The following is a 20,692-nucleotide window of genomic DNA, read 5'->3' on the forward strand; positions in this document are numbered from 1 at the left end:
ATGTCCGGGAACCGGCGGTACGCGGTGAACTCCGAGGGTCCCCGGCGCAGCAGACGCTCGAGGTGCTCGGCGCAGTCCGGGTCATGGGTGCAGCCGCGCCCCGACTCGCGGCAGGCGCCGCGCCGATGGCGGGCCGCGGCGACGTCCGCCAGTTCCAGGTCGATGCCCATGCGGACATGATCAACGGTGCTGCGTACCCACGCCAGCGGATTTGCGCCGGGTGGTGCGGATGCGCCATCGTGCGGGGGTGCGCGCCCGGCTGTCGTGGAGGCTCCTTGTGGTGCCGCGGCTGGCCCTCGCCGCCGGTGTCATCGTCTGGGCCGTGATCAGGGTGCTGACGACCCGGCGGCGACCGCAGCCGCCCCGCCTGGCGCCCACGGCGGACGATCCGGTCGGTGCCGCGCTCGCCGGGGCCCGGCCGGTCTCCCGGTTCGCGGGCGAGGCGCTCGACGCCGACGACCTGCGCTGGATCGTCAGCGTCGCCGAGCTGGAGCCGGCCGGCGAGGACGGGTTCAACACCGCCGTCGGCCTCGACGACACGGTGAGCTCCTACGCCGACGTGGCCACCGACGGGCTCGAGGACGCCCTGGCCGACCAGCCCGGTATCGACGCGGTGGAGCACGCGGACCGCGAGAGCGTCCTGGTGCGCAGCGCGCTCTCGCTGCCGGACGTCCACGCGGCCGCCGTCCGGGCACTGCTCGCGATCAACCGGCAACCCCGGCCGGTGCCCCGGCGCCGATCGTTGCACCCGGACGTGATGCGCGCGGTGGCGGACGGCATGGCCGCCGTCATGGGCGAGCACGGGTTCACCGTCCGGTCGGGGACGAGCTTCCACCGGGTCCTCGCCGGGGAGCGCCTCACGCAGGTCGTGGGGCTGCGGGACGGCGCCGGCCACCACAACGACGACGGCACGATCAGCGACGCCCGGGTCATGCTCACCGTCGAGGTCGTCACGACGGACGAGCGTGAGCACATCCTGTCGATGTCGTACGAGCCGACGCCGGTCACCGGCATCGAGGATCTCCTCGTGCGCAAGGCCCTGCCGTTGTGCCGGGCCACGGCGTCACGGGCCGCCATTGTCGAGCGATGGGTCAGCGGCCTGCCGTGGCACGTGCCCGACCGGCCGAGACGGGAGGCCGCCGACATCGCGGCCCGCTGGGGCTTCCGCGGGCACGCCAGGGACCTGCTGGGGCACCGGAACCGGCGACGGCCGTAGTCCGCCGCGGTGGCGGCCGGGCACGGGGCTCTATCCTGCTCGACGTGGATCATTGCGATGCGTGCGGATTCACCTACGCCACCGTCGAGGCGCGGGACCTGCCGCGCCGGTTGACGGCGGCCGGCCCTCGCTTCGGCGCCGCCCTCGCCGCGATCCGCGACCCCCGCCGCCGCCCCGCCCCGTCGGTCTGGTCGCCGCTGGAGTACACCTGCCACGTCCGCGACGTCCTGCGCGTGCAGGCCGAACGGCTCGCGCTCGCGCTGCGCACCGACGCCCCGCAGTTCGCGCCGATGGGCCGCGAGGAGCGCGTGACGCTGGATGCCTACAACGCGCAGGACCCGCAGACCGTGCTGACGCAGCTGACGGACGCCGCGAACGACCTGGCGCGCGCCTTCGGCGCCCTGACCCCGTCGCAGTGGACCCGCACCGGCGTCTACAACTGGCCGACCGTCGAGTCCCGCACGATCCTCTGGCTCGGCAGGCACACCGTCCACGAGATCGAGCACCACCTGATGGACCTGACGGTCACCGGCGAGCCAGGCGACGACGGAACCGCATGAACGGCGCGACCACGAGCGGGACGGCTCCCGCGGTCCGGGTCGGTGGCGGAGCTTCAGGCGCGGGGCAGGTCGAACCAGACGCGTTTGCCGCCGGAGGTGTCGGGTTCGGAGCCCCAGGCGATGGCGAGGCCTTCGATGATGTGCAGGCCGCGGCCGTTGTCGTTGTCGTCGGTGGGTGACGTGCGGCGCTCGGGGGCGCGGTTGCTGGCGTCGTGGACGGTGACGCGCAGGTGCTCGTCGAGGCGCAGGTGGACGGTGACGTCGCCGACGGTGTGCTGGATGGCGTTGGTGATGACCTCGTCGAGCAGGAGCAGGGCGTCGTCGAGGATCTGCTGCTGGTCCCAGGCGGTGAGCACGTCGGCGGCGAAACGGCGGGCCGCGGAGGCGCTGATCGCCTCGCCGCGGAAGCGCCGCCGCGCCGTGGGCGGGCCGGCCGGCACGGCGTCGCTGGTCAGGCAGAGCACGGCGACGTCGTCGGTGCGTGGCCGCGGGCCGACATCGCTGCCGAGGATGTGGTCGAGGGTCTCGCCGGGGTCCCCGGTCTGCGCGCCGTGCAGGGCGGCGCGCAGCTCCCGCAGCCCCTGGTCGATCGGGTGGCGGCGGTCCTCGACCAGACCGTCGGTGTAGAGCAGCAGCGTCGCCGCGGGCGGGATCAGCAGCGTCGTGTCGAGATAGACGGCGTCCGGGGTCACGCCGAGCGGTGGGCCGGGCCGCAGCCGCAGCGGGTGCGCGCCGTCCTCGATGCGCAGCATCGGCGGCGGGTGCCCGGCGGTGACCGCCGTCGCGGTGCCCTCGGCGAGGTGCAGCTGCAGGTAGCAGCAGGTGGCGATGGTGTCCGGGTGCATGTCGAGCAGCAGCTGGTTGACGTGGTGCACGACGCTGGCCGGGTTGTGCTGCTCGGCGGCGTAGGCGCGCAGGGCGTTGCGGACCTGTCCCATGGTCGCGGCGGCGGTCGCGCTGTGCCCGGCGACGTCGCCGATGACCACGCCGACGACGCCGTCGCCGAGGTCGATGATGTCGTACCAGTCGCCGCCGACGTCGGCGCCGTGGGTCCACGGCAGGTAGCGCGCGGCGTGGCGCAGGCCGGGCACGTGCGGCAGGGTGGCGGGCAGCAGCGCCCGCTGCAGCGCCGAGGCGAGCGTGGTGCGGGCCTCGAACAGCAGCGCCCGCTGCAACGCCTGGGCGCCGAGCCCGGCGAGGGCCATGAGCGTGGCCTGTTCGTCATAGTCGAAGTCGCGGGGGTTGCGGTAGCCGACGACGAGGGTGCCGAGGACCTCGCCGCCCACGGACAGCGGCAGGAACGCCCACGCCTGGCGGACCCCCGCGGGGACCGCGGTCGCCGGGTCGGGCTGGGCGGCCTGGAACTGCGCGAGCGAGGTCAGGTACTGTGGGTGCCCGGTGCGGGCCACGGACGTCGCCGGATACGGGTGGTCCAGCGGCAGCTCCCGCAGCCGCTCGACCACGTCGGGCTCGTAGCCGTCGTGGTACCGCAGCTGCAGCCGCCGCTCGTGCAGCAGCAGCAACGCCAGGCCCTGGCCGCCGGCGGACGGGCGCAGCACGGAGCCGATCGCGGCGTACACCTCGGCGGTGGTGCTCGCCGCGACCAGCGCGGTCGTCGCGGTCTGCAGCGCCGTGGCACGGGCGGCCGCCTCCGTGGCGCGGGCGGCGGCCTGCTCGGCCTTCGCGGCGACGGCGGCGAGGTGCTGCTCCTGCGTGACCTGGTCGGTGACCTCGCGGAACGATACGGCCACGGCAGGGACGCCGGCGCCGGCGCGGGCCATCTTGACCTCCCACACCTGGCCGATGCGCGGGTACGTGCGCTGTTCGCGCCACGGCTCGCCGGTGGTGGCCACCGCGCGGTACCGGTCGAACAGGCCGTTGTCCCAGCTGCCGGGGGAGATGTCGCTGAGCCGGTGGCCGATGACGTCCGCGGCGGTGCGCCCGGCGAGCTTCGCGCCGAGCTGGTTGACGTAGTCGCAGACGAAGTCGACGACTTCGCCGGTCTCGTCGGTCACCGCCCGCAGCAGGGTGAAGCCGTCGAAGGCGGCGTCGAGCGCGTCGAACAGCCGGGTGCCGCCGCCGGACTGCGGCGCCACGGTGACCTGCCGCAGGTCGACGAACCGCACGCCGACCCCGTCGCCGAAGGGGCTGATGCGCAGCTCGAAGTGCCCGGTCAGCGTCGGCCGCTCGTGGTGCACCATGCGGGTGACCGGCTCGCGCTTCTCCACGACGTCGCGGTACAGCGGCAGCGTCGCGTCGTGGGCCGTCTCCGGCCACAGCTGCCGGTACCGCCGGCCGAGCAGCTCCTGACGGGACCGGCCGACGAAGCGGCAACCGGCCTCGTTGATGTAGACCAGCTCGAAGTCGACGATCCGGCCGTCCTCACGCACCGACCGTGCGAGGACCCAGCCCTGCCGGTCGTCGTCGAGCATCGCCAGCATCCGCGAGTCCGGGAGCCCGCCGGCGCCGTCGTCGACCACCGAGCCTCTCCCTCCGCGAAGGCGCCCCCGTGACGCGCCGTCATCATCTCCCATCCACGGATCGGCGTCGAACGTCCCGCCCGGCAAGTCGCCCGCGGACCGGGAACGTTGCGGGACGCACGCGGCCGGGGCCTTCCTCGCGGAAGGCCCCGGCCGTTGGAGCACCACGGGTCAGACGGAGATCCGCCCGGCGCCGGCGCCTCCGGTGACGCTGGACTTCACGTTGCTCGCCGTCTCCAGGGTGTAGGAGTAGGGGATGCTGGCGACGCTACCGCCGGTCTGGCCGCTGCCCGAGTTCACGAAGTGGTTGTTGCGGGCCACGAGCGTGCCGGGGCCGGAGTCGCCCTCACCGAGGTGGTACGGGTCGTCGGTGTTCTCGAAGTAGTTGCCCTCGACGAGCACGCCCGCGCCCTCGGTCGAGGCGACGCCGTAGCCGCCCACGTTGTTGTAGTAGTTGTTGTACACGTGGACCGGGTTGCCGAACCGGACCCGCGGGTGGCGCTGCGTCGAGCCGTCGAACCAGTTGTGGTGGTAGGTCACCCGCAGGTGCCCCCGGTCCTGGCTGCCGTTGTCGTCGCTGTGGCCGAGCAGCATCGACTTGTCGTGGTTGAAGACGCGGTTCCACGACACCGTGATGAAGTCCGAGCCGCGCTTGATGTCGACCGCGCCGTCGTAGCCGTCGCTGAACGTGTTGTGGTCGATCCACACGTTCGTCGAGGAGGTCTCGACGTTGATGGCGTCGTCGTTCCAGCCCCTGAACGTCAAGTTCCGGATGATGACGTTCCTGGTGTTGCTGAGGGTGAAGCCGCAGCCGACGATGGTCGCGCCCGAGTTGCCGAGGATCGTCTTGTTGGACGCCACCTTCAGCATGCCTGAGCAGGAGATCGTGCCGGACACCCGGATCACCGACGCGCTGCCGGAGCTCAGCGCGCTGGTCAGCGCGGACGAGCTGGACACCGTGGTGCCGGCCGCGCTGCCGCCGCCGGTGGTGCCGCCGTTCTGCGTCGCCCAGCCGGCCAGGCCGGTCTGCGGCGGGGTGGTGGTGCCGCCGAGCTTGACCATCTGCCACTGCTGGTTCCAGCCGTCCAGGTCGCCGAACTGGGCGATCTTCGCGCCGTCGGCGGTCGACCACTCCCAGATGTCCAGGACCTTGCCGCTGCTGCGGTTCTTGAAGCGGACGTAGCCGTCGGCGGAGTCCAGGACCTGGAACTGCTGCCTGGTGGCGCCGTTGTCGGTGTACTGCACCAACTGGGTGCCGTCGTCGGAGTTGGGCAGGTCGAGCACCTTGCCGCTGTGCCTCGACTTGATCTTGTAGTAGCCGCTGCCGGCGCTGACGAACTGCCACTGCTGCACGGCCAGGTCGTTGCGGGTGAACTGGTTGATCGGCGCGTTGTCGGCCGTGGCCCAGTTGTACACGTCCATCGCCTTGCCGCTGTGCCGGTTGACGAAGACGTACGTGGCGCTGGTGTCGATGGTGGCGGCGTCGGCACTGTACGTCGCCAGGACGGTGGTGCCGCCCGCGATGAGCATGGTGGCGGTGGCGAGGACCGCGAGCGGCCATCGGCGCAAGCGGCGCCGCGGGGGACTGGGGGCGGGAGCGATCTCGGTCATGGGCAACCTTCCGGTGAATGCGTCCGGCCCAGTGGTCGGCAGGAACGGCATGCCATGGGCAAGCGCTTTCCTGGCAAGTTAGCGCTCACATTCAAGTGCGTCAACGCCAAGTTTTCCAGACGTGAAAGTTTCAGCCCCGCAGCTCGGCGGGCATATTGCATTCACTATGATCGATTTAGATTGCCGCTGCGGCCTGCAGGGTGTCCGCGACCGGCCGGCGCGCCGCGGCCATCGCCGGGACGGCGGTGAACACGGCGGTGACGAGCAGGACCCCCGGCCGCCGTGGCGAGCAGCCAGGCGCCGGGCGGGTACTGCACGTCGTCGGTGCTGTTCAGTGCCGGCTATGTGCGGCTGTCAAGCTGGCCGGTGCCGCACCGCCGTGCGGTGCGGCACCGGCGCGGTCGTCAGCTGAACAGGTCGTAGGCCGAGGCGGGGGCCGGGGCCGCCGGGGTCGGCTCGGTGACGGGCTGGATCGAGCCGAAGCCGCCGAACGTCAGCTGCAGCGCCAGGTCGGGGTCGATCGAGCCGCCGTCGACGGCGAAGGCGGTCAGGCGGCCCTGCCCGTCGGTGGTGGCCGTGAACGGCAGGGCCTTGGCCTTGGCGCCGGCCTTCTTCACGGCCTCGTCGGACGGGGCGAGGATGGTGTCGGCGGCCGTCACGTCCACGGTGCCGGTGAAGTGGGTGGCGTCGGTGCGCTTGACGTCCGCGAGCCCGTCCCTGAACAGCTCCGTGACGCCGAGCTTCGGCGCGCCCGCCTGGTCCACCGGGAGCGTGGCCGAGGGGTCGAGCTTCGACCTGTCGAACAGCATCCAGGTCGCCGGGTCCAGGCCCCACAACTGGTTCAGGTCCTTGCCGAAGTCGGCCTTGACCCAGAAGTCCGGGGCGATGACGGTGTACGCGACCGACACGGTGAGGTTCTCGACCTTGCCGCCCATGCCCATCGACGCGGACCTGGCGGCAGGGTCGATGCGGCCGTTGCCGGTCTTGGTGCCCTGCTTGATGGTGAAGCTGTGCGCGGTGGTGTCCAGGGTCTGCACAGCCGCGAGGAGCGCCTCCTTCGGCGGCAGTGCGGCCGCGGACGACGAGCCGATGGGCCTGCCTTCGGCGGGCGGGCCGGTCTGCACGTCGGTGGTGCAGCCGGCGAGACCACCCGCGGTCAGGGTGAGGGCGAGCATGACGGTTATGAGTTTCATCTGAAAAGGTCCTCCGAATCGAGGTGCGCCCCCGGTTCGGGAGGCGCAGCCGTTCGGACCGTACCGGCGCGGTGCCACGGCGCAAGCAGGCCGCCGACAGCCGCGAAGCGCGGCGACATCGACAGCCATGCGTTGCCGTGGGTCGTGTTGAACCAGGTCGGGGGCGTCCTCGGTGGTTACCCCGCCGCGGCCCGGCGCCCGGCGGGCCGGCCCGCGCTGTCGGGCATCCGCACGAGGCGAATCTCATGCATCAGGAGGTGTCCTTGCCGCGTCGTGCGGCCGGCCGGGTCACCGAGCCAGCGCAGCCGGCGCAGCGCGGCGGCCAGCGGCGCGGTCATCGCCGCCTGCCCTGGTGGCGGGGCTGGAGCCGGAAGACGAGCGGGGGAGCCACGTCGTCGGCCCGGCCGCCCGGCACGGGGACGGCGACGACGACGTAGGCCGAGTCGTAGCGAGGTTTGTCTACAGTGGACGGACGTTTGCGGGCACGCGGTGTCGACATCACGATTCCTCACGATGGTGGGTGTCGCTGCGGGAGGCGGGGCGTGTGTCAGGCGGGACAGGAGGCGGACCACACTCGACCGAAGTCGATGTGATCGCGGGTCCACCTCGATCGTCGTGGGCGCGACCGCGGCGGAGGCCGAGGAGAAGGCGGCGTGGGTCCGGCGGGAGCAGATCACGCCGGCCACCGCCCTCGCCCAGGCGGGCCTGTTGTGGAACCTCGATCTCAGCGGCCACGACCCGGACAGCCCGGCCGGCGCGCCCGCGGCCACGTCGGCACCCCGCAGGCCCTCGCCGACACGTTCGCCCACTTCGTGCGCCACGGCGCGGTCGACGGGTTCAACGTCTCGCCGTACCTGGTCCCGCACGGGCTCGACGACATCGCCGACCTGCTCGTGCCCGCGCTGCAGGAGCGCGGGATCTACCGCACCGCCTACGCCGGCACCACCCTGCGAGAGCACCTGGGCCTGCGCCCGCGCCCGGCCACCGGGAGCTGAAGGGAGACGTGCATTGCGCTCACATCGCCGCGGCCGCGGCCGATGACATGGGCGTGCTGAAGATCCTGGCGGTCGCGGCCGTCGTGGTGCTCTCGATGACGGGTTGCGGCGGCGGCGACGGCGGGGCGTCCGAGACCGTGGGGTACGCCCCGGACCGGCCGCCGGTCACCATCGACTTCTGGTACATGCCGTCCGGCGGGCCGTTACAGGACCAGGCGGTCGCCGGAGAGGCCAAGGAGTTCCACGCCGCGCACCCGAACATCACCGTCAACCCGGTGCGGGTGGTGTGGGAGGACGCGCTCACCCGGCTCAGCACCGCCTCGGCCAGCGGCGAGGGCCCCGACGTCACCCAGCTCGGCACCACCTGGGTCGGCGGGTTCAGTGAGCTGGGGGCGCTGCGCCCGTACACGGCGGCGGAGGTCGACGCGGTCGGCGGGCAGGACGCGTTCACGGCGGCCAGCTGGAGCTCCAGCCACCTGATCGGCTCGTCGGACACGACCGCGATGCCGTGGCTGGTGGACATCAGGGCGTTGTTCTACCGCACCGACGTGCTCGCCGCCGCCGGGATCGACGCGGCCACGGCGTTCTCGACGTGGGAGTCGCTGGAGGTGACACTGCAGCGCATCCACGAGTCCGGCAGCGCCGTCGCGCCGCTCGCCATCGGCAACGAGAACACCTTCGGCATCATCCACAACGTCGCGCCGTTCGTCTGGAGCGCCGGCGGTGACCTGCTCGACGCGACCGGCACCAGGTCCCGGCTCGCCGAACCGGCCGCCGTCGACGCCGTGCAGTACTACCAGCGCCTCGTCGCGCGGTACAACGACCCGACCGTCGCGGCGATGGCCTCCAACGACGTGCCGGCCGCGTTCGCTGCGGGCCGCGGCGCCGTGACCATCGACAACTCGCAGTCCGTCGGCGACTTCCTGGCCAACCCGGCCCGCGCGGGCCTGCAGGCCGGCTGGGCGACGGCGCCGCTGCCCGCGGGGAAGGCCGGCCGCTACGGCTTCCTCGGCGGCTCGAACCTCGCGATCCTCAAGGACGCGGAGCACCCCGACGCCGCCTTCGAATGGGTCCGCTTCCTCACCGCCAAGCAGAGCCAGCAGCGGTACGCCGTGAGCACCGGCCTCTGGCCCGCCCGTACCGAGGCGGTCGCCGGGACGAAGCTGGAGACGGAACCTCGGTACGGCGCGTTCCGCGAGATGATCACCCACGGCCGGATGTACCCGTCGGTCGCGGCCTGGATCGTGGTGGAGAGCGTCATCGCCAAGGACTTCGCCGAGCTCTGGCACGCCCCGGGCGAGCTGTCCCGCGTGCAGATCCAGGCGATCCTGACCCGCACGAGCGCCGACATCGAGGAGACCCTCGCCGACCCGGGCCGTACCGGCATCAACGACTGACACCCGCGCGCGCCGGTTCGGCCTTGCCGGGGCATGACGAAGGCCCAGCCGTCACCGGCCGGGCCCTTGCCGGGTGCTCACCGCTCGGAGTCGGCCTTCGGCGCCTTCTGCGACAGCGCGCTGCCCGCGGCCTGCTTGTCCTCGGTGCTCGCCTTCGGGTCGCGCAGCACGTCGCTCGCCGCCGACGCCGCCTTCTCGCTGGTCTGCTTGGTGTTCTCAGCCATGGAAACCGCTCCTCGCATCCGTTTCGATCAGCGACCGGCCCGGGGGAAGGCCGTCGCACCTCTCCAGGAAGGGTTGCCCGTTCTGCGGCGGTTCAATCAGCCACGATGGATCGTGTCCGGGCCACGGCCTTGACGGCAGCCGATATCTTGCTGCCATGCGTGCCTCGCTCGGGGTCGATCTCGGGACATCCCACACTGTCGCGGTCCTCGCCACACCCGACGGACGGGAGCAGCCGCTGCTGTTCGACTCCAGCCCGCTGCTGCCGTCCGCGGTCTTCGGTACCCCGGACCGCAGGCTGGTCGTCGGGCGGGACGCGCTGCGCGAGGGGCGGCTGGCCCCGGAGCGCCTCGAACAGCATCCGAAGCGGCGCGTCGATGACGGCGCGATGCTGCTCGGCGCCGACGAGTTCCAGGTCGTCGAGGTCTTCGCCGCGCTGCTGCGCCGGGTGGCGGAGGAGGCGGTGCGCACCGCCGGCAGCCCGTCCCGGGTCGTGCTCACCCATCCGGCGACGTGGGCGGCGCCGCGCCGGCAGGTGCTGACGGCCGCCGCCGGGGCCGCCGGGTTCGGCTCCGTGACGCTGGTCCCCGAGCCGGTCGCCGCGGCCGTCTACTTCACCACCGTCCTGCGGCGCGACGTGCCGGCCGGTCATGCGCTGGTCGTGTTCGACCTCGGCGCGGGCACCTTCGACACCAGCATCGTCAGCCGGCGTCCCGACGGCGGCTGGCAGGTGGTGTCCGCCGACGGGTCCGACACGGTCGGCGGCGCCGACCTCGACGCGGCGGTCGTCGAGTGGATCGGGCGGCCCCTCGCCGGGCGCGACCCGGCGCGGTGGAGCCGGCTCATCCACTCGCCGCAGATCGAGGACCGGCGGCACCGGCAGCAGCTGTACGACGAGGCCCGCGTCGCCAAGGAACAACTGTCGCGGCAGGCCACGGCGACGGTGCGGGTCCCGCTGTTCGACGTCGACGTGCAGATCACCCGGGAGGAGTTCGAGCGGCTGGCCCGCCCGCTGCTGGAACAGACGGTGGCGCTGACCGCCACGACGCTGCTCCGGGCGGGGCTGCGCTCCGACCAGATCGCCGGGCTGTTCCTGGTCGGCGGGTCGAGCCGCATCCCCCTTGCCGGGACGCTGCTGCACCAGCGGCTCGGCGTCGCGCCGACGCTCATCGAGCAGCCGGAGCTCGTCGTGGCATACGGGAGCCTGCACGCGGCCGCCCCTGCCCCTGCCCCGGCATCCGCCCCCACGTTCGCGCCGGTGGAGCCCGTGTCCGCCGCGCCGGTCCCGCCCATGCCCGTGTCCGCCGCACCCGTGTCGCCCATGCCCGTGTCCGCCGCGCCCTGGGCCGCCGAGATGCCGTCGGCCGCTCCCGCGGCGCCGGTCGTGGTGTCCACGCCCGCGGCCCGGGCCGCGACGTCCGCCGACGCGGCCGACTGGCGGGTCCCGCCGAACAGGCCCGGCACGGCAGGGCGGCGGACCCTGCGCCGGGCCGCCGCCGCGGTGGCCGCCGTCATCGTGCTCGCCGCCGCGGGGTACGCCATCCAACACCAGGCGAACGCGGGCCGCTCCGGCGACGACGGCAGCCGGTCCCTCGGCAGCACCACGGCAGCGGCGGCCGGCAAGCCGCCGGGAGCGCAGTCGATCACCGTGTCCCGGGTCGTGTGGTATGCGGCGGCCAAGTTCACGTTCGGCGCCGTGACCTACCAGCCGCCCGCCGGCGGGTCCGGCGACGGCACGCTCACGGCCGACGTCAAGGTGGAGAACCTGTCGCCCAGGCCCCTGGACCGGGGCATCTACGCCACCTACGGCAGCGCGAGCCAGCAGTACACCAAGGGCCAGCTCTTCGACGCCGGCCAGGTCCCGGCGAAGGCGACGTCCCCGGGCCGGTTCCGCTTCGACATCGACCCGGCCAAGGTCGGCGACCTCAAGGCCGGCACGATCACGATCGGCGAGGGCACCGAGGCGATGGCCGTCGTCCCGTTCGCGGAGCAGGCGCAGGCCACCACGTTCGAGCCGCGGGACCTGCTGGCCCCCGTGTCGAAGACCGTCGGCAAGCTCCAGTTCGACGGGCTGGCGTGCACGCTGCGCGCCGACCTCGTCGACGGCGACGGCGTCGCCGACGCGCACGGCCAGGTCAAGGACGGCTACCGGTACGTCGCCTGCCGGTTCGACGTGCGGCCGCTGGGCGACGTCGGCTACGGCGGCCAGGATCTGCGCCCGGTGAACTTCCGGCTCCAGCAGCCCGACGGCGACACCCTCGCCCCGTCGAGCCGCACCACCAGGATCCTCGGCCGTGACCAGCTCGAACGGGACCTGTGGATCTGGTTCACCGTGAAGGCGCCACCACAGCCCGGCGCGTACGTGCTGCAGCTGCTCTACCTGGGCCTCTCCGGCAAGGACAACCCGACGCCGGCGAACACGGTGCAGATCGAGCTGAAGCTCGTCTGAGCCGCCCGGCCGGACGAGCTACGCGCCGGCGGACCGCTCACCGTCGGGTGGCTCGTCCGGGCTGGGCAGATCAGGCGGTATGCGCGCCGCCGCCGTGCTGCAGGGCGCGCCAGTCGCGTGGGGTCATGCCGTACGCGGCGCGAAACGCCTTGCTGAAGTGGGTCGGGTCGGTGAAGCCCCAGCGGCGGGCGACGGCGCCGACGGTCGACGTGGCGAGTGCCGGGTCCACCAGGCTGCGGCGGGTGCCCTCGAGGCGGCGGTGGCGGACCCAGTCGCCGAAGCGGATGCCGTCGCGCTGCAGGACCCGGTGCAGGTAGCGGACCGTGATGCGCAGCCGGGCCGCCACGCTCGTCGGTGACAGGGCCGGGTCGGCCAGGTGGGCGCGCATGTCGGCGAGGATGCGGGCGCACAGCGTGCCGTGCAACGGGTCGCGGCTGAGGTGGGCGTCGCCGAGCTGGACGGTGACCGCGGCGCGGATCAGCTCCACCGTCGGCGCGGCGACCGCCGCCCGGTGCGGCCCGCCGAGGATCGCGGGGTCGTCGGCGAGGCGGGCCAGGTAGCCGGCGGTCAGCGCGGCGAGGGGGTTGCCGGCGCCGATGCGCACCGCGCCGGCGTCGCGCAGCGCGGTGTCGGGCAGGGCCAGGGCCGCGCGCGGGATGCGGAAGAACGTCGCGTCGATGCCGTTGCCGAACAGCAGCGTGTACGGCGAGCCCGTGTCGTACAGTGCGAAATCGCCGGGCCGCAGGACGGCCTCCCTGCCGTGCTGCACGACGACGCTGGCGCCGGAGCCGATCGACAGCGGCTGGCGCGAGGTCTGCGACACGGCGCTGACCTTCGTGCAGCGGTTCCAGTGAGTGCGGCGGTTCCGGTGAGAAGGTGACCGCCACGCTGTGGCGCGGCCGGGCCGCCGCGCCACAGCGTGCGCCCTACGGGGCGATCTGCCAGAGCTGGCAGGTGTTGTTCAGCCACATCCAGAGCTGCACCTTGGTGCCGTTGGCGGTGCCGCAGTTCTGGTCGTCCAGGACCATGCCGCTGTTCTCGACCACCAGTTCGTAGCGGCCGTTGCCGGCCGGGATGACGGCCCACTGCTGGCAGGTGTTGCCCAGCGACTGCCACAGGTTGGTGGCCGTGCCGAGGGCGAGCCCGCAGTTGACCGCGTCGAGGACCTTGTTCGCGTTGACGTTCGTGACGGTCCACTTGTTCGCGCCGACGCTGTTGAAGCGCCACTGCTGGCACGTGTTGCCCAGCGACTGCCAGATGTCGATCTGGGTGCCGTTGGCGGTGCCACAGTTGACGGCGTCGAGCACCTTGCCGCTGGCGAGGTTGGTCAGCCGGTACGTGGCGCCGTTCACCGGGAACGTGACGCTCTTGCTGTAGCCGACGGCGACGACGTTGGCCTGCACCGCGTTCTCGGTCGCATCGCTGGGGTACCCGCTGGTCATGACGCCCTCGAAGAAGGAGCCGACGGACCCGTTGCTGTTGTCACCGCCGATGCCCAGGATGATCGCGCCCTGCTTGGTCATGGGCTTGTAGCCGGACTGGGTGGGCAGCCCGCCGTTGTACCGTGTCGCGAGCCCGCCGGACTGCGCGTTGCCGTCCTTGATGGCGTACGTGGTGGTGCCGTTGTTCTTCAGCATCGCCGTCACGAACGCGCTGTTGCGCCCGGTGTTCGCGGTCCACGAGCCGTTGCCGCCGGCGAACAGCCCGTTCTCCAGGTCGGCCGCGACCCGTGGCCCGCCCGCGCACGGCGAGAACCAGCACAGCGTGCCGAAGTAGATCGCGTCCATGTCGCCGTTGCCGGTGTCCATGTTGTTGGTCTCGGCGTTGCCGTAGTCGAAGCAGCACCGGTCGTTGACGTGCGTGCCCTCGGTCACCATGTACATGCCCTCGGGCTGGCTGCCGGTGGCGATGCCGTTGGTGGCGTTGTTGCGGTACCCGTTGCCGGCTGAGATGTACACGCCGTACACCTTGTGCCCGCCCGCGGTCACCGGCAGCGCCGCCGCGTTCGCGCCCTGGTCGGCGGTGGGGTTGGCGCCGCCGCCGGGAGCGATCGTGAGGTCGTTGTGCCGCGACGTCTGGTCGTAGATGCGCACGATCGTGCAGTAGGTACCGGAGCAGAACGAGTCCTGCGCCGCCGCGTTGGCGTAGCCGCCGGCGCTGAGCACGCCGATGTTCGCCGTCGCACCGTCGGACCAGCGCCGCACCTGGTAGAGCGAGCCGTTGTACGCGCCGAAGAGCGCGCGGGTGGTGCTGTGCGCGGCGACGCACGGGGTGCCGCCGCCGGCGTAGATGTCGCAGGACAGCGTGCCGGCCGCCTGCGCCGTGCTCGGCAGGGCGACCAGCGCTGCCGCGACGAGCGTCGTGGCTGCCGCGGCGAGGACCGTCCGTCGCAGCCGCAAAGGCCAGAGATCCATGGTGCGCCTTTCGGGGTGTGAGGCAGCGCGATACGTGCCGGGGGACGCTGCCAGCGTGGGATGTTAGCGTTCACATCTAGGATCGCGCGCATGGTCGGGGCATGAAGCGCCAGGCAATCCCGTTGCATGACGGTGCTGTTGGGACTCCGGCGCGGGCGGCCGCCTGATGGATGAGTGTTATCGCTCACATCGATGATGTCAAGCGCCGTTCGCCGTTGCGATGCCTGCGGGCGCGACGCCCGTGTGTGTACCGGATCCGCGTGAGTCGGCCATCCGACCTGGTCCGCGCGATCGTTTCGGTACGCTCGGCGCCCGCTGTCCGAAGTCCTGGGAGGTTCTGCGCGTGGAGGTCTGGATCCTCGCGGTGGTCGTCGGTGCGGTGCTGCTCGCCGTCGGCGTCACCGTGGTCGTGGCGCGCGCCAACGCCCGGGCGGCGGCGCCCGGCGGCGCGGCCGGCGGGTTCGGGCTGTTCTCGCAAAGCGCCCTGCTCAACGAGTTCGCGGCCGACTGGGAACGGGAGCGGGCCACCATGGTCGTCGTGCTCCGCGAGGACCTGCAGGCCCTGCGCGACCGGCCGGCCACGGCGGCGAGCCAGGAGGCCACGGCGCAGCTTCAGGCCGCCGAGCGGGCCGTGGACCTGTTCGCCGCCAACGAGAGCTGGGCCGACAACATGCGCGCCGCCACCACCGCGATGGGCCGCGCCAACCGCGCCACCGCCGGCACCGACGGGCCGGCGTGCCTGTTCAACCCGGTGCACGGACCCGCCGCCGCGGAGGTGGAGTGGGCGCCCGGCAGCGGCGGCGCGCGGCGCCGGGTCCCGGTGTGCGCCGAGGACGCCGCCCGGCTGCGCGCCGGCGACCCGCCGCTGGTCCGGATGGTGCAGACCGACGAGGGCGTCGTGCCCTACTACCGCGCGCACGGCCGGTACGTGGACTGGCTGCTGGGCTGGTACGACGGGCTCGACCCGTACCTGACCGCCCGGCTGCTGGCCGGGACGCCGATCGGCGGCCACCTGCCCGGCCGGATCCGCGCCATCCACGGCACCGCCAGCGACCCGCTCGGCGAGTTCGGCAGCATCCACGACTGACGGGGTGCTCAGCGGCCGGCGCCGTGGCCGGACAGGGTCCGCCACGGCGCCGGCGGCACTCGCCGATCGAGGTCACGCAGACCGGGGACGGGCGCAGAGGGCGTCGACGACCAGGGTGTCGGCGGCGCGCTGCTGCTGGAGCAGGTGGTCGAACGAGTCGCCGCGGGCGCTGGACATCGACACGACGGCGCTGCGGCGACCGTCGGCGGTGACGCCGGTGACGGTGATGTAGCCGGCGTCGCCGCCGTCGTGACCCCAGTAGAAGCCGCCGCACGGCAGCGGGCGCCGGGCCAGGCCGAGGCCGTACCGGCCGCCGGGCCAGATCGGCTCGACGTCGGCGCTGACCGGCACGGTGCGCCGCATCTCCGCCAGCTGCGCCGGCCGCAGCAGCCGGCCGCCCAGCAGCGCGCGGAAGAACCGGTCGAGGTCCGCGGTGGTGGACACGATGCTGTCGGGATCCCCCGGTACCTGCGACGTGACGTCGACGAGCTCACCGGTCGGGAACAGCTCGTACGCGTTGGCGTGCGGCCGCGGCAGGGACGGTGCGGTGCCCGGCCAGGTGGTGTCGCGCAGGCCGAGCGGGCGCACGATCCGGTCGGTGATCTCCTGCTGCAGCGACCGGCCGGTGACCCGCTCGACCAGCATGCCGGCCAGGATGAAGCCCGTGTTGGAGTACGCCCACGCGGTGCCGGGCGCGAAGTCCGGCCGGTGCCGCATCGCCCGCGCGACGAGCTCCTCCCGCGTGTGCACGTCGTAACGCTGCTCCAGGTACTCCGCCGGTGAGGTGTAGCCGGGCAGGTCGTCGTGCAGCCCGCTGGTGTTCTGCAACAGGTGCCGCACCGTGATCAGGCGGCCGTCGAGCTCGACACCCTGGACCACGCCGGGCAGCCACCGCTCGACGGTGTCGTCCAGGGACAACCGGTGCTCCCCGACCAGTTGCAGGGCCACGGTGGCGGTGAACGCCTTGCGGGTGCTCGCGATCCGGAACCGCCCGTCGGACGGCACCGGGCGGCCGGTGCCGACGTCGGCGACGCCGCTGGTGGTGACGATCCGGCGGCCGTCCACTGTGGTCACCCGGGCCTGGACGCCGGTCACGCCGAGGGCATGGATCGCGTCGGTGTCGCGCTGCAGCCGGTCCGAAATGGACCCGCCCGCCCAGGCCGGTCGCACGGCGCCGCCCACGACGGCCAGGGTCGCGAGTCCCACGGCCACCGACATGCCGATGCGTCGGCGTCTGCTGGAGGTGTACGTCGTTGTCATGGCTCCGACGCTAGGATTCGGGCCGCCCGCCGCCGATACAGCCGGCTGCCCGAAATGGACTACAGCCACCTGTAGTGCCAACGACGGCCGGCGTGCGCCACAGTGGACGGCGTGACGGTGCGGGCGTGGCGGGGCGCGATCTACCTCCTGAAGTCGCTGCTGTCCGGGATCGCCACCGTCCTGGCGCTGCCGGTGCTGGTGCATCCGCGGCTCGCCCGGGGCTGGGCGGACCTGCACCGGCGGCGGGCCGGCGCGCTGCTCGGCGTGCTGCCCGCGCCCCGGCCGGCGGCGACCTCGACGGTACGCGCCGCCTGGGCCGACCCCGGCAGCAGGCGGGATCTGCTGTGGCTGCCCGTACACGCGGCAACCGGTGTCACGGCCGGCCTTGCCGCGCTGCTGTGCCTCGGCAACGTGGTGGTCGCCGCGGTCGCCGTGGCGCTGTGGTGGGCGTTCGAGTGGGACGAGCGGCCCCGGCTGTTCATCGACGTGCCCGTCCCGGACTGGACGACCGCGCTCACCCTCGGGCCGCTGCAGCTCGTCCTGCTCGTCGCGGTGGCATACCTGGTCTTCCCGCCCGTCGCCCGCGGGCACGCCCGGCTCTGCCTCGCGGTGCTCACCCCGTCCACTGTGGAGCAGCTCACCGACAGGGTCGCGGTGCTCACCCGTACCCGCGCGGACGTGCTCGACGCACACGGCGCCGAGCTGCGCCGCATCGAACGGGACCTGCACGACGGCACGCAGGCCAGGCTCGTGGCGATCGCGATGCGGCTGGCCGTCGCCCGGCGCAGGCTGTCCGGCGACCCGGCCGACCAGCAGTTCGTGGCGGGGCTGCTGCGCGAGGCCCACGAGGGCACCGAGGAGGCGATGCGGGAGCTGCGGGAGGTCCTGCGCACCGTGTACCCGCCGATCCTCGCCGACCGCGGCCTCGCCGGCGCGTTGCACGCGGTGACGGCCCGCTGCACCGTGCCGACCACGTTGGACCTCGGCGAGCTCGGCCGGGTACCGGCGGCGGTGGAGGCCGTGGTGTACTTCGCGGTCGCCGAGGCGCTCACGAACACGGTCAGGCACAGCCACGCCAGCGGCGCCGGCGTCACGCTGACCCGCGCCGGGGACCGGCTGTGCGTGGTCGTCACCGACAACGGCGCCGGGGGAGCCGACGACCGGCGCGGCACCGGCCTGGTCGGGCTGCGCCGCCGGGTGCACGCGCTGGACGGTACGGTCGACGTCGACAGCCCGCCCGGCGGCCCGACGACCATCACCCTGGAGCTGCCGTGCGGGTAGTGATCGCCGAGGACAACGTCCTGCTCGCCTCCGGGCTGCAGCTGCTGCTCACCAGCGAGGGCTTCGAGGTCGCCGCGGTCGCCGGCACCGCCGCGCAGTTCCTCGCCGCGGTGCGCGACCACCGTCCCGACGTGACCATTGTGGACGTCCGGCTGCCACCGTCGTTCCGCGACGAAGGCATCCGCGCCGCGCTGCAGGCCCGCCGCGAGCGGCCCGGCCTGCCGGTGCTGGTGCTGTCGCAGTACGTCGAGCAGCAGTACGCCGCCGAACTGCTCTCCAGCACCACCGCCGGCGTCGGCTACCTGCTCAAGGACCGGGTCAGCCGGATCGACACGTTCCTCGACGCGCTGCACCGCGTCGCGGCCGGCGCCACCGTGATGGACCCCGACGTCGTCGCGCAGCTGCTCGCCCGCCGCGCCGGCGACCCGATCGACGCCCTCACCCCGCGCGAACGCGAGGTGCTCGCGCTGATGGCCCAGGGCCACGACAACCGCACCATCGCCGCCGACCTCGTCATCACCGACAACGCCGTGCACAAGCACATCGGCAACATCTTCGCCAAGCTCGGCCTCGCCGTCACCGACACCGGCCACCGCCGCGTCCTGGCCGTCCTGAGCTATCTCAACGGCACCGCCTGACGTCAGGTGAGCAGCCGCTCGGCCGTGTCGAACGCCGCCTCGCCGGCGGTGTGGTGCGCGCCGAGGAACCCGTGCACGTCGCCGCCCGCCGGTCCGCATGCCGAGACGCCGCGGATGTCGCTGTAGACGCAGACGACCCGGCGGGCACCCGCCGGGTCGTGCAGCGCCTCGCACCGCCGCCACAGGTTGGCGAGCCGGCGCGCGGCGGCCGCGTTGTCGGTGTAGATGCCGCCCCATCCGACCTGCATGAGGACGGCGAGGTTGCCGTGGACCAGGTGGAAGTTGACGGCGTAGGAGTTGGTGCCGTGCCCGGCGTGGCTCACCGCGACGTAGTCGGGCGCGCGGCCGGCCAGGACGTCGACCAGGAATCCCGATTCGAACAGGTACATCCGCATCGGATCGATGTCCCGCGTGCTCCAGCACCACGGCTGGGGTGTGCGCAACGCGGGCCGCAAGACCTCGGGGACCGGCGGAACCGGCAGCCCGCTCGCCGTGAATCTCGCCACCAGCTCGTCCCACACCGACCCGTCAGTCTGCACGCGACCATTGTGCGGGCCGCCGGCTGTCTTTCCCAGGCCTTAAGCGCGGATTAGGAACCTATCCGGCGCGGGCGGGCCGCGCCTACCATACCGGCGGCCGTGATCGTCCGATCGGTTTGCCGTGCCCGCTGGGGAGTGTCCGTGTCGTACAGCTCGTTCCGCGAACCCGACGCGGGCCGGCCGCCGCGCCCCGGCCTCCTGGGGCGGCTCGCCCGGGGCAGGCGGGGCATGGTGGCCGGCGTGGCCGTCGCCGGGATCGTCGTCGCGGTCGTGGCCGTGTACCTCGCCGACGCCGCCGCCGGGCCCGAACCGTCGAACGTGAACAACGCCGCCGGGTACACCGCACCGCCGGCCGCGCAGGCGCAGGCGGGGGCGGCGGCGGGTGCGTCGCCGGCCGGTTCCGCCTCGGCCACGCCGTCGGGCTCCGCTGCGTCGTCGGCCGCCGCCACGCAGAAGGCCGCCGTGGGCGGCTGGATCCCGGTCGACCAGGCGGCGTGGAAGGCGCAGTCCGACGCGTACAAGGCGCTCGCCGTCGACCCGGTCCCGGCCGGGGTGGGCAACCTGCCGGAGTTCCGGGCGGACTGCCAGTACAGCCACTCGCTGGCCGACGACCCGATCGTCTTCCCCGGGCTCGCGGGAGCCTCGCACATGCACTCTTTCGTCGGCAACAAGGCCGTCACCGCGAACACCACGGCCGGCGACCTGACGAAGTTCACGGCCACCACCTGCAAGCCGGTCCTGGACCATTCCTCGTACTGGGTGCCGACGCTCTACGACATCGCCAGCGGCAAGCCGGTGGAGACCACCGGGTTCCGGGTCTACTACCGCTCGCTGCGCAGCTCCTCGACCGGCGTGATGCCGATGCCCAACGGCCTGCGCATCATCGCCGGCGACGCCAAGAAGCAGCAGCCGACCCCGCGGGGCGCGACCGGCCAGTTCTACTGCGCCTTCTACGGCCCCGGCGACCTCGACGGCGTCGCGCGCAGCAGCAACGGCAACTGGCCCATCTGCGGCGAGCCCGCCACGCTGCACTTCATGCTGCAGTTCCCGGACTGCTGGGACGGCGAGCACCTGGACAGCCCCAACCACAAGGACCACATGGCCTTCGGCTCCGGCAGCGGCTGCCCGGCCAGCCATCCGGTGCGGATCCCGGCGCTCACCTTCGACATCCAGTACGGCGCGAAGGGCACCCCGCAGGGCTACTACCTGTCCTCCGACAAGGAGGGCAAGAGCGCCTCGTCGATGCACGGCGACGCGTTCGTGGTGTGGGACGTCGCCACCATGAACAAGCGCACCAAGAACTGCGTGCTGCAGCGCAGGACCTGCGACAACAACGGCTACCAGAAGTAG

The 20,692-nt window shown here is 72.9% G+C and carries 18 protein-coding genes; 9 read left to right on the forward strand and 9 right to left on the reverse strand.

Annotation, left to right across the window (positions count from 1 at the left end; translation table 11 throughout):
• Positions 1-229: 229 nt before the first annotated feature.
• Complete coding sequence (locus tag OHA72_RS33470; RefSeq protein WP_327000027.1) at positions 230-1,216, forward strand: hypothetical protein; 987 nt, start codon at positions 230-232, stop codon at positions 1,214-1,216.
• Positions 1,217-1,260: 44 nt separating this feature from the next.
• Entirely contained in the window at positions 1,261-1,776 is a 516-nt protein-coding gene (locus OHA72_RS33475; RefSeq protein WP_327000028.1) for a DinB family protein, read from the forward strand.
• A 53-nt stretch (positions 1,777-1,829) separates the two neighbouring features.
• Here OHA72_RS33475 and OHA72_RS33480 read toward each other — a convergent pair whose 3' ends face one another.
• From OHA72_RS33480 to OHA72_RS33495, 4 genes are all read right to left on the reverse strand, one after another.
• Entirely contained in the window at positions 1,830-4,256 is a 2,427-nt protein-coding gene (locus tag OHA72_RS33480; protein WP_327000029.1) for a SpoIIE family protein phosphatase, read from the reverse strand.
• A 171-nt stretch (positions 4,257-4,427) separates the two neighbouring features.
• A complete protein-coding gene (locus tag OHA72_RS33485) occupies positions 4,428-5,867 on the reverse strand; it encodes a pectate lyase family protein (protein ID WP_327000030.1) in 1,440 nt (479 codons plus the stop codon).
• A 404-nt stretch (positions 5,868-6,271) separates the two neighbouring features.
• Positions 6,272-7,060: a hypothetical protein gene (locus tag OHA72_RS33490; protein WP_327000031.1), complete on the reverse strand. Its 789-nt coding sequence runs from the start codon at positions 7,058-7,060 to the stop codon at positions 6,272-6,274.
• A 176-nt stretch (positions 7,061-7,236) separates the two neighbouring features.
• Positions 7,237-7,398 carry a hypothetical protein gene (locus OHA72_RS33495; RefSeq protein ID WP_327000032.1) on the reverse strand — a complete coding sequence of 54 codons (162 nt, stop codon included), beginning with the start codon at positions 7,396-7,398 and terminating at the stop codon, positions 7,237-7,239.
• 372 nt (positions 7,399-7,770) lie between these two features.
• Between OHA72_RS33495 and OHA72_RS33500 the strand changes: the two genes are divergently transcribed.
• The gene (locus OHA72_RS33500) at positions 7,771-8,055 is read left to right on the forward strand and encodes a hypothetical protein (RefSeq protein WP_327000033.1); all 285 of its coding nucleotides are present in this window, start codon (positions 7,771-7,773) and stop codon (positions 8,053-8,055) included.
• Between the two features lie 8 nt (positions 8,056-8,063).
• Positions 8,064-9,452 (forward strand): extracellular solute-binding protein, encoded by a 1,389-nt coding sequence (locus tag OHA72_RS33505; RefSeq protein ID WP_327000034.1) that lies wholly within the window; start codon positions 8,064-8,066, stop codon positions 9,450-9,452.
• Between the two features lie 77 nt (positions 9,453-9,529).
• Here the strand turns inward: OHA72_RS33505 and OHA72_RS33510 are convergent, their stop codons facing one another.
• The gene (locus OHA72_RS33510; protein WP_327000035.1) at positions 9,530-9,676 is read right to left on the reverse strand and encodes a hypothetical protein; all 147 of its coding nucleotides are present in this window, start codon (positions 9,674-9,676) and stop codon (positions 9,530-9,532) included.
• Between the two features lie 155 nt (positions 9,677-9,831).
• On the opposite strand from OHA72_RS33510, the gene OHA72_RS33515 reads away from it, so the two are divergent.
• Positions 9,832-12,123: an Hsp70 family protein gene (locus OHA72_RS33515; RefSeq protein ID WP_327000036.1), complete on the forward strand. Its 2,292-nt coding sequence runs from the start codon at positions 9,832-9,834 to the stop codon at positions 12,121-12,123.
• A gap of 70 nt (positions 12,124-12,193) precedes the next feature.
• Here the strand turns inward: OHA72_RS33515 and OHA72_RS33520 are convergent, their stop codons facing one another.
• Both OHA72_RS33520 and OHA72_RS33525 read right to left on the reverse strand, forming a co-directional pair.
• Complete coding sequence (locus OHA72_RS33520) at positions 12,194-12,946, reverse strand: helix-turn-helix domain-containing protein (protein ID WP_327000037.1); 753 nt, start codon at positions 12,944-12,946, stop codon at positions 12,194-12,196.
• Positions 12,947-13,049: 103 nt separating this feature from the next.
• Positions 13,050-14,537, reverse strand: a complete 1,488-nt coding sequence (locus tag OHA72_RS33525) for an arabinofuranosidase catalytic domain-containing protein (RefSeq protein WP_327000038.1) — start codon at positions 14,535-14,537, stop codon at positions 13,050-13,052.
• Between the two features lie 343 nt (positions 14,538-14,880).
• Between OHA72_RS33525 and OHA72_RS33530 the strand changes: the two genes are divergently transcribed.
• On the forward strand, positions 14,881-15,624 hold the full coding sequence (locus OHA72_RS33530) for a hypothetical protein (protein WP_327000039.1): 744 nt from the start codon (positions 14,881-14,883) through the stop codon (positions 15,622-15,624).
• Positions 15,625-15,696: 72 nt separating this feature from the next.
• Here the strand turns inward: OHA72_RS33530 and OHA72_RS33535 are convergent, their stop codons facing one another.
• On the reverse strand, positions 15,697-16,884 hold the full coding sequence (locus OHA72_RS33535) for a serine hydrolase domain-containing protein (protein WP_327000040.1): 1,188 nt from the start codon (positions 16,882-16,884) through the stop codon (positions 15,697-15,699).
• A gap of 111 nt (positions 16,885-16,995) precedes the next feature.
• On the opposite strand from OHA72_RS33535, the gene OHA72_RS33540 reads away from it, so the two are divergent.
• Both OHA72_RS33540 and OHA72_RS33545 read left to right on the forward strand, forming a co-directional pair.
• Complete coding sequence (locus tag OHA72_RS33540) at positions 16,996-18,165, forward strand: sensor histidine kinase (protein WP_327000041.1); 1,170 nt, start codon at positions 16,996-16,998, stop codon at positions 18,163-18,165.
• The gene (locus OHA72_RS33545) at positions 18,156-18,803 is read left to right on the forward strand and encodes a response regulator (RefSeq protein ID WP_327000042.1); all 648 of its coding nucleotides are present in this window, start codon (positions 18,156-18,158) and stop codon (positions 18,801-18,803) included. Before OHA72_RS33540 ends, OHA72_RS33545 begins: the two co-directional genes overlap by 10 nt.
• Positions 18,804-18,805: 2 nt before the next feature.
• Here OHA72_RS33545 and OHA72_RS33550 read toward each other — a convergent pair whose 3' ends face one another.
• Positions 18,806-19,342 carry a hypothetical protein gene (locus OHA72_RS33550; protein WP_327000043.1) on the reverse strand — a complete coding sequence of 179 codons (537 nt, stop codon included), beginning with the start codon at positions 19,340-19,342 and terminating at the stop codon, positions 18,806-18,808.
• A gap of 141 nt (positions 19,343-19,483) precedes the next feature.
• Between OHA72_RS33550 and OHA72_RS33555 the strand changes: the two genes are divergently transcribed.
• Positions 19,484-20,692, forward strand: a complete 1,209-nt coding sequence (locus OHA72_RS33555) for a DUF1996 domain-containing protein (protein ID WP_327000044.1) — start codon at positions 19,484-19,486, stop codon at positions 20,690-20,692.

The sequence above is a fragment of the Dactylosporangium sp. NBC_01737 genome (genome assembly GCF_035963215.1).
In the GTDB taxonomy this organism is placed as follows: domain Bacteria; phylum Actinomycetota; class Actinomycetes; order Mycobacteriales; family Micromonosporaceae; genus Dactylosporangium.

Excerpts from the sequence above, each read along its gene's own strand:
- OHA72_RS33525 (WP_327000038.1), bottom strand. The coding sequence starts at position 14,537 with ATGGATCTCTGGCCTTTGCGGCTGCGACGGACGGTCCTCGCCGCGGCA.
- OHA72_RS33515 (WP_327000036.1), top strand. The coding sequence starts at position 9,832 with ATGCGTGCCTCGCTCGGGGTCGATCTCGGGACATCCCACACTGTCGCG.
- OHA72_RS33470 (WP_327000027.1), top strand. The coding sequence starts at position 230 with ATGCGCCATCGTGCGGGGGTGCGCGCCCGGCTGTCGTGGAGGCTCCTT.
- OHA72_RS33535 (WP_327000040.1), bottom strand. The coding sequence starts at position 16,884 with ATGACAACGACGTACACCTCCAGCAGACGCCGACGCATCGGCATGTCG.
- OHA72_RS33485 (WP_327000030.1), bottom strand. The coding sequence starts at position 5,867 with ATGACCGAGATCGCTCCCGCCCCCAGTCCCCCGCGGCGCCGCTTGCGC.
- OHA72_RS33495 (WP_327000032.1), bottom strand. The coding sequence starts at position 7,398 with ATGACCGCGCCGCTGGCCGCCGCGCTGCGCCGGCTGCGCTGGCTCGGT.
- OHA72_RS33510 (WP_327000035.1), bottom strand. The coding sequence starts at position 9,676 with ATGGCTGAGAACACCAAGCAGACCAGCGAGAAGGCGGCGTCGGCGGCG.
- OHA72_RS33490 (WP_327000031.1), bottom strand. The coding sequence starts at position 7,060 with ATGAAACTCATAACCGTCATGCTCGCCCTCACCCTGACCGCGGGTGGT.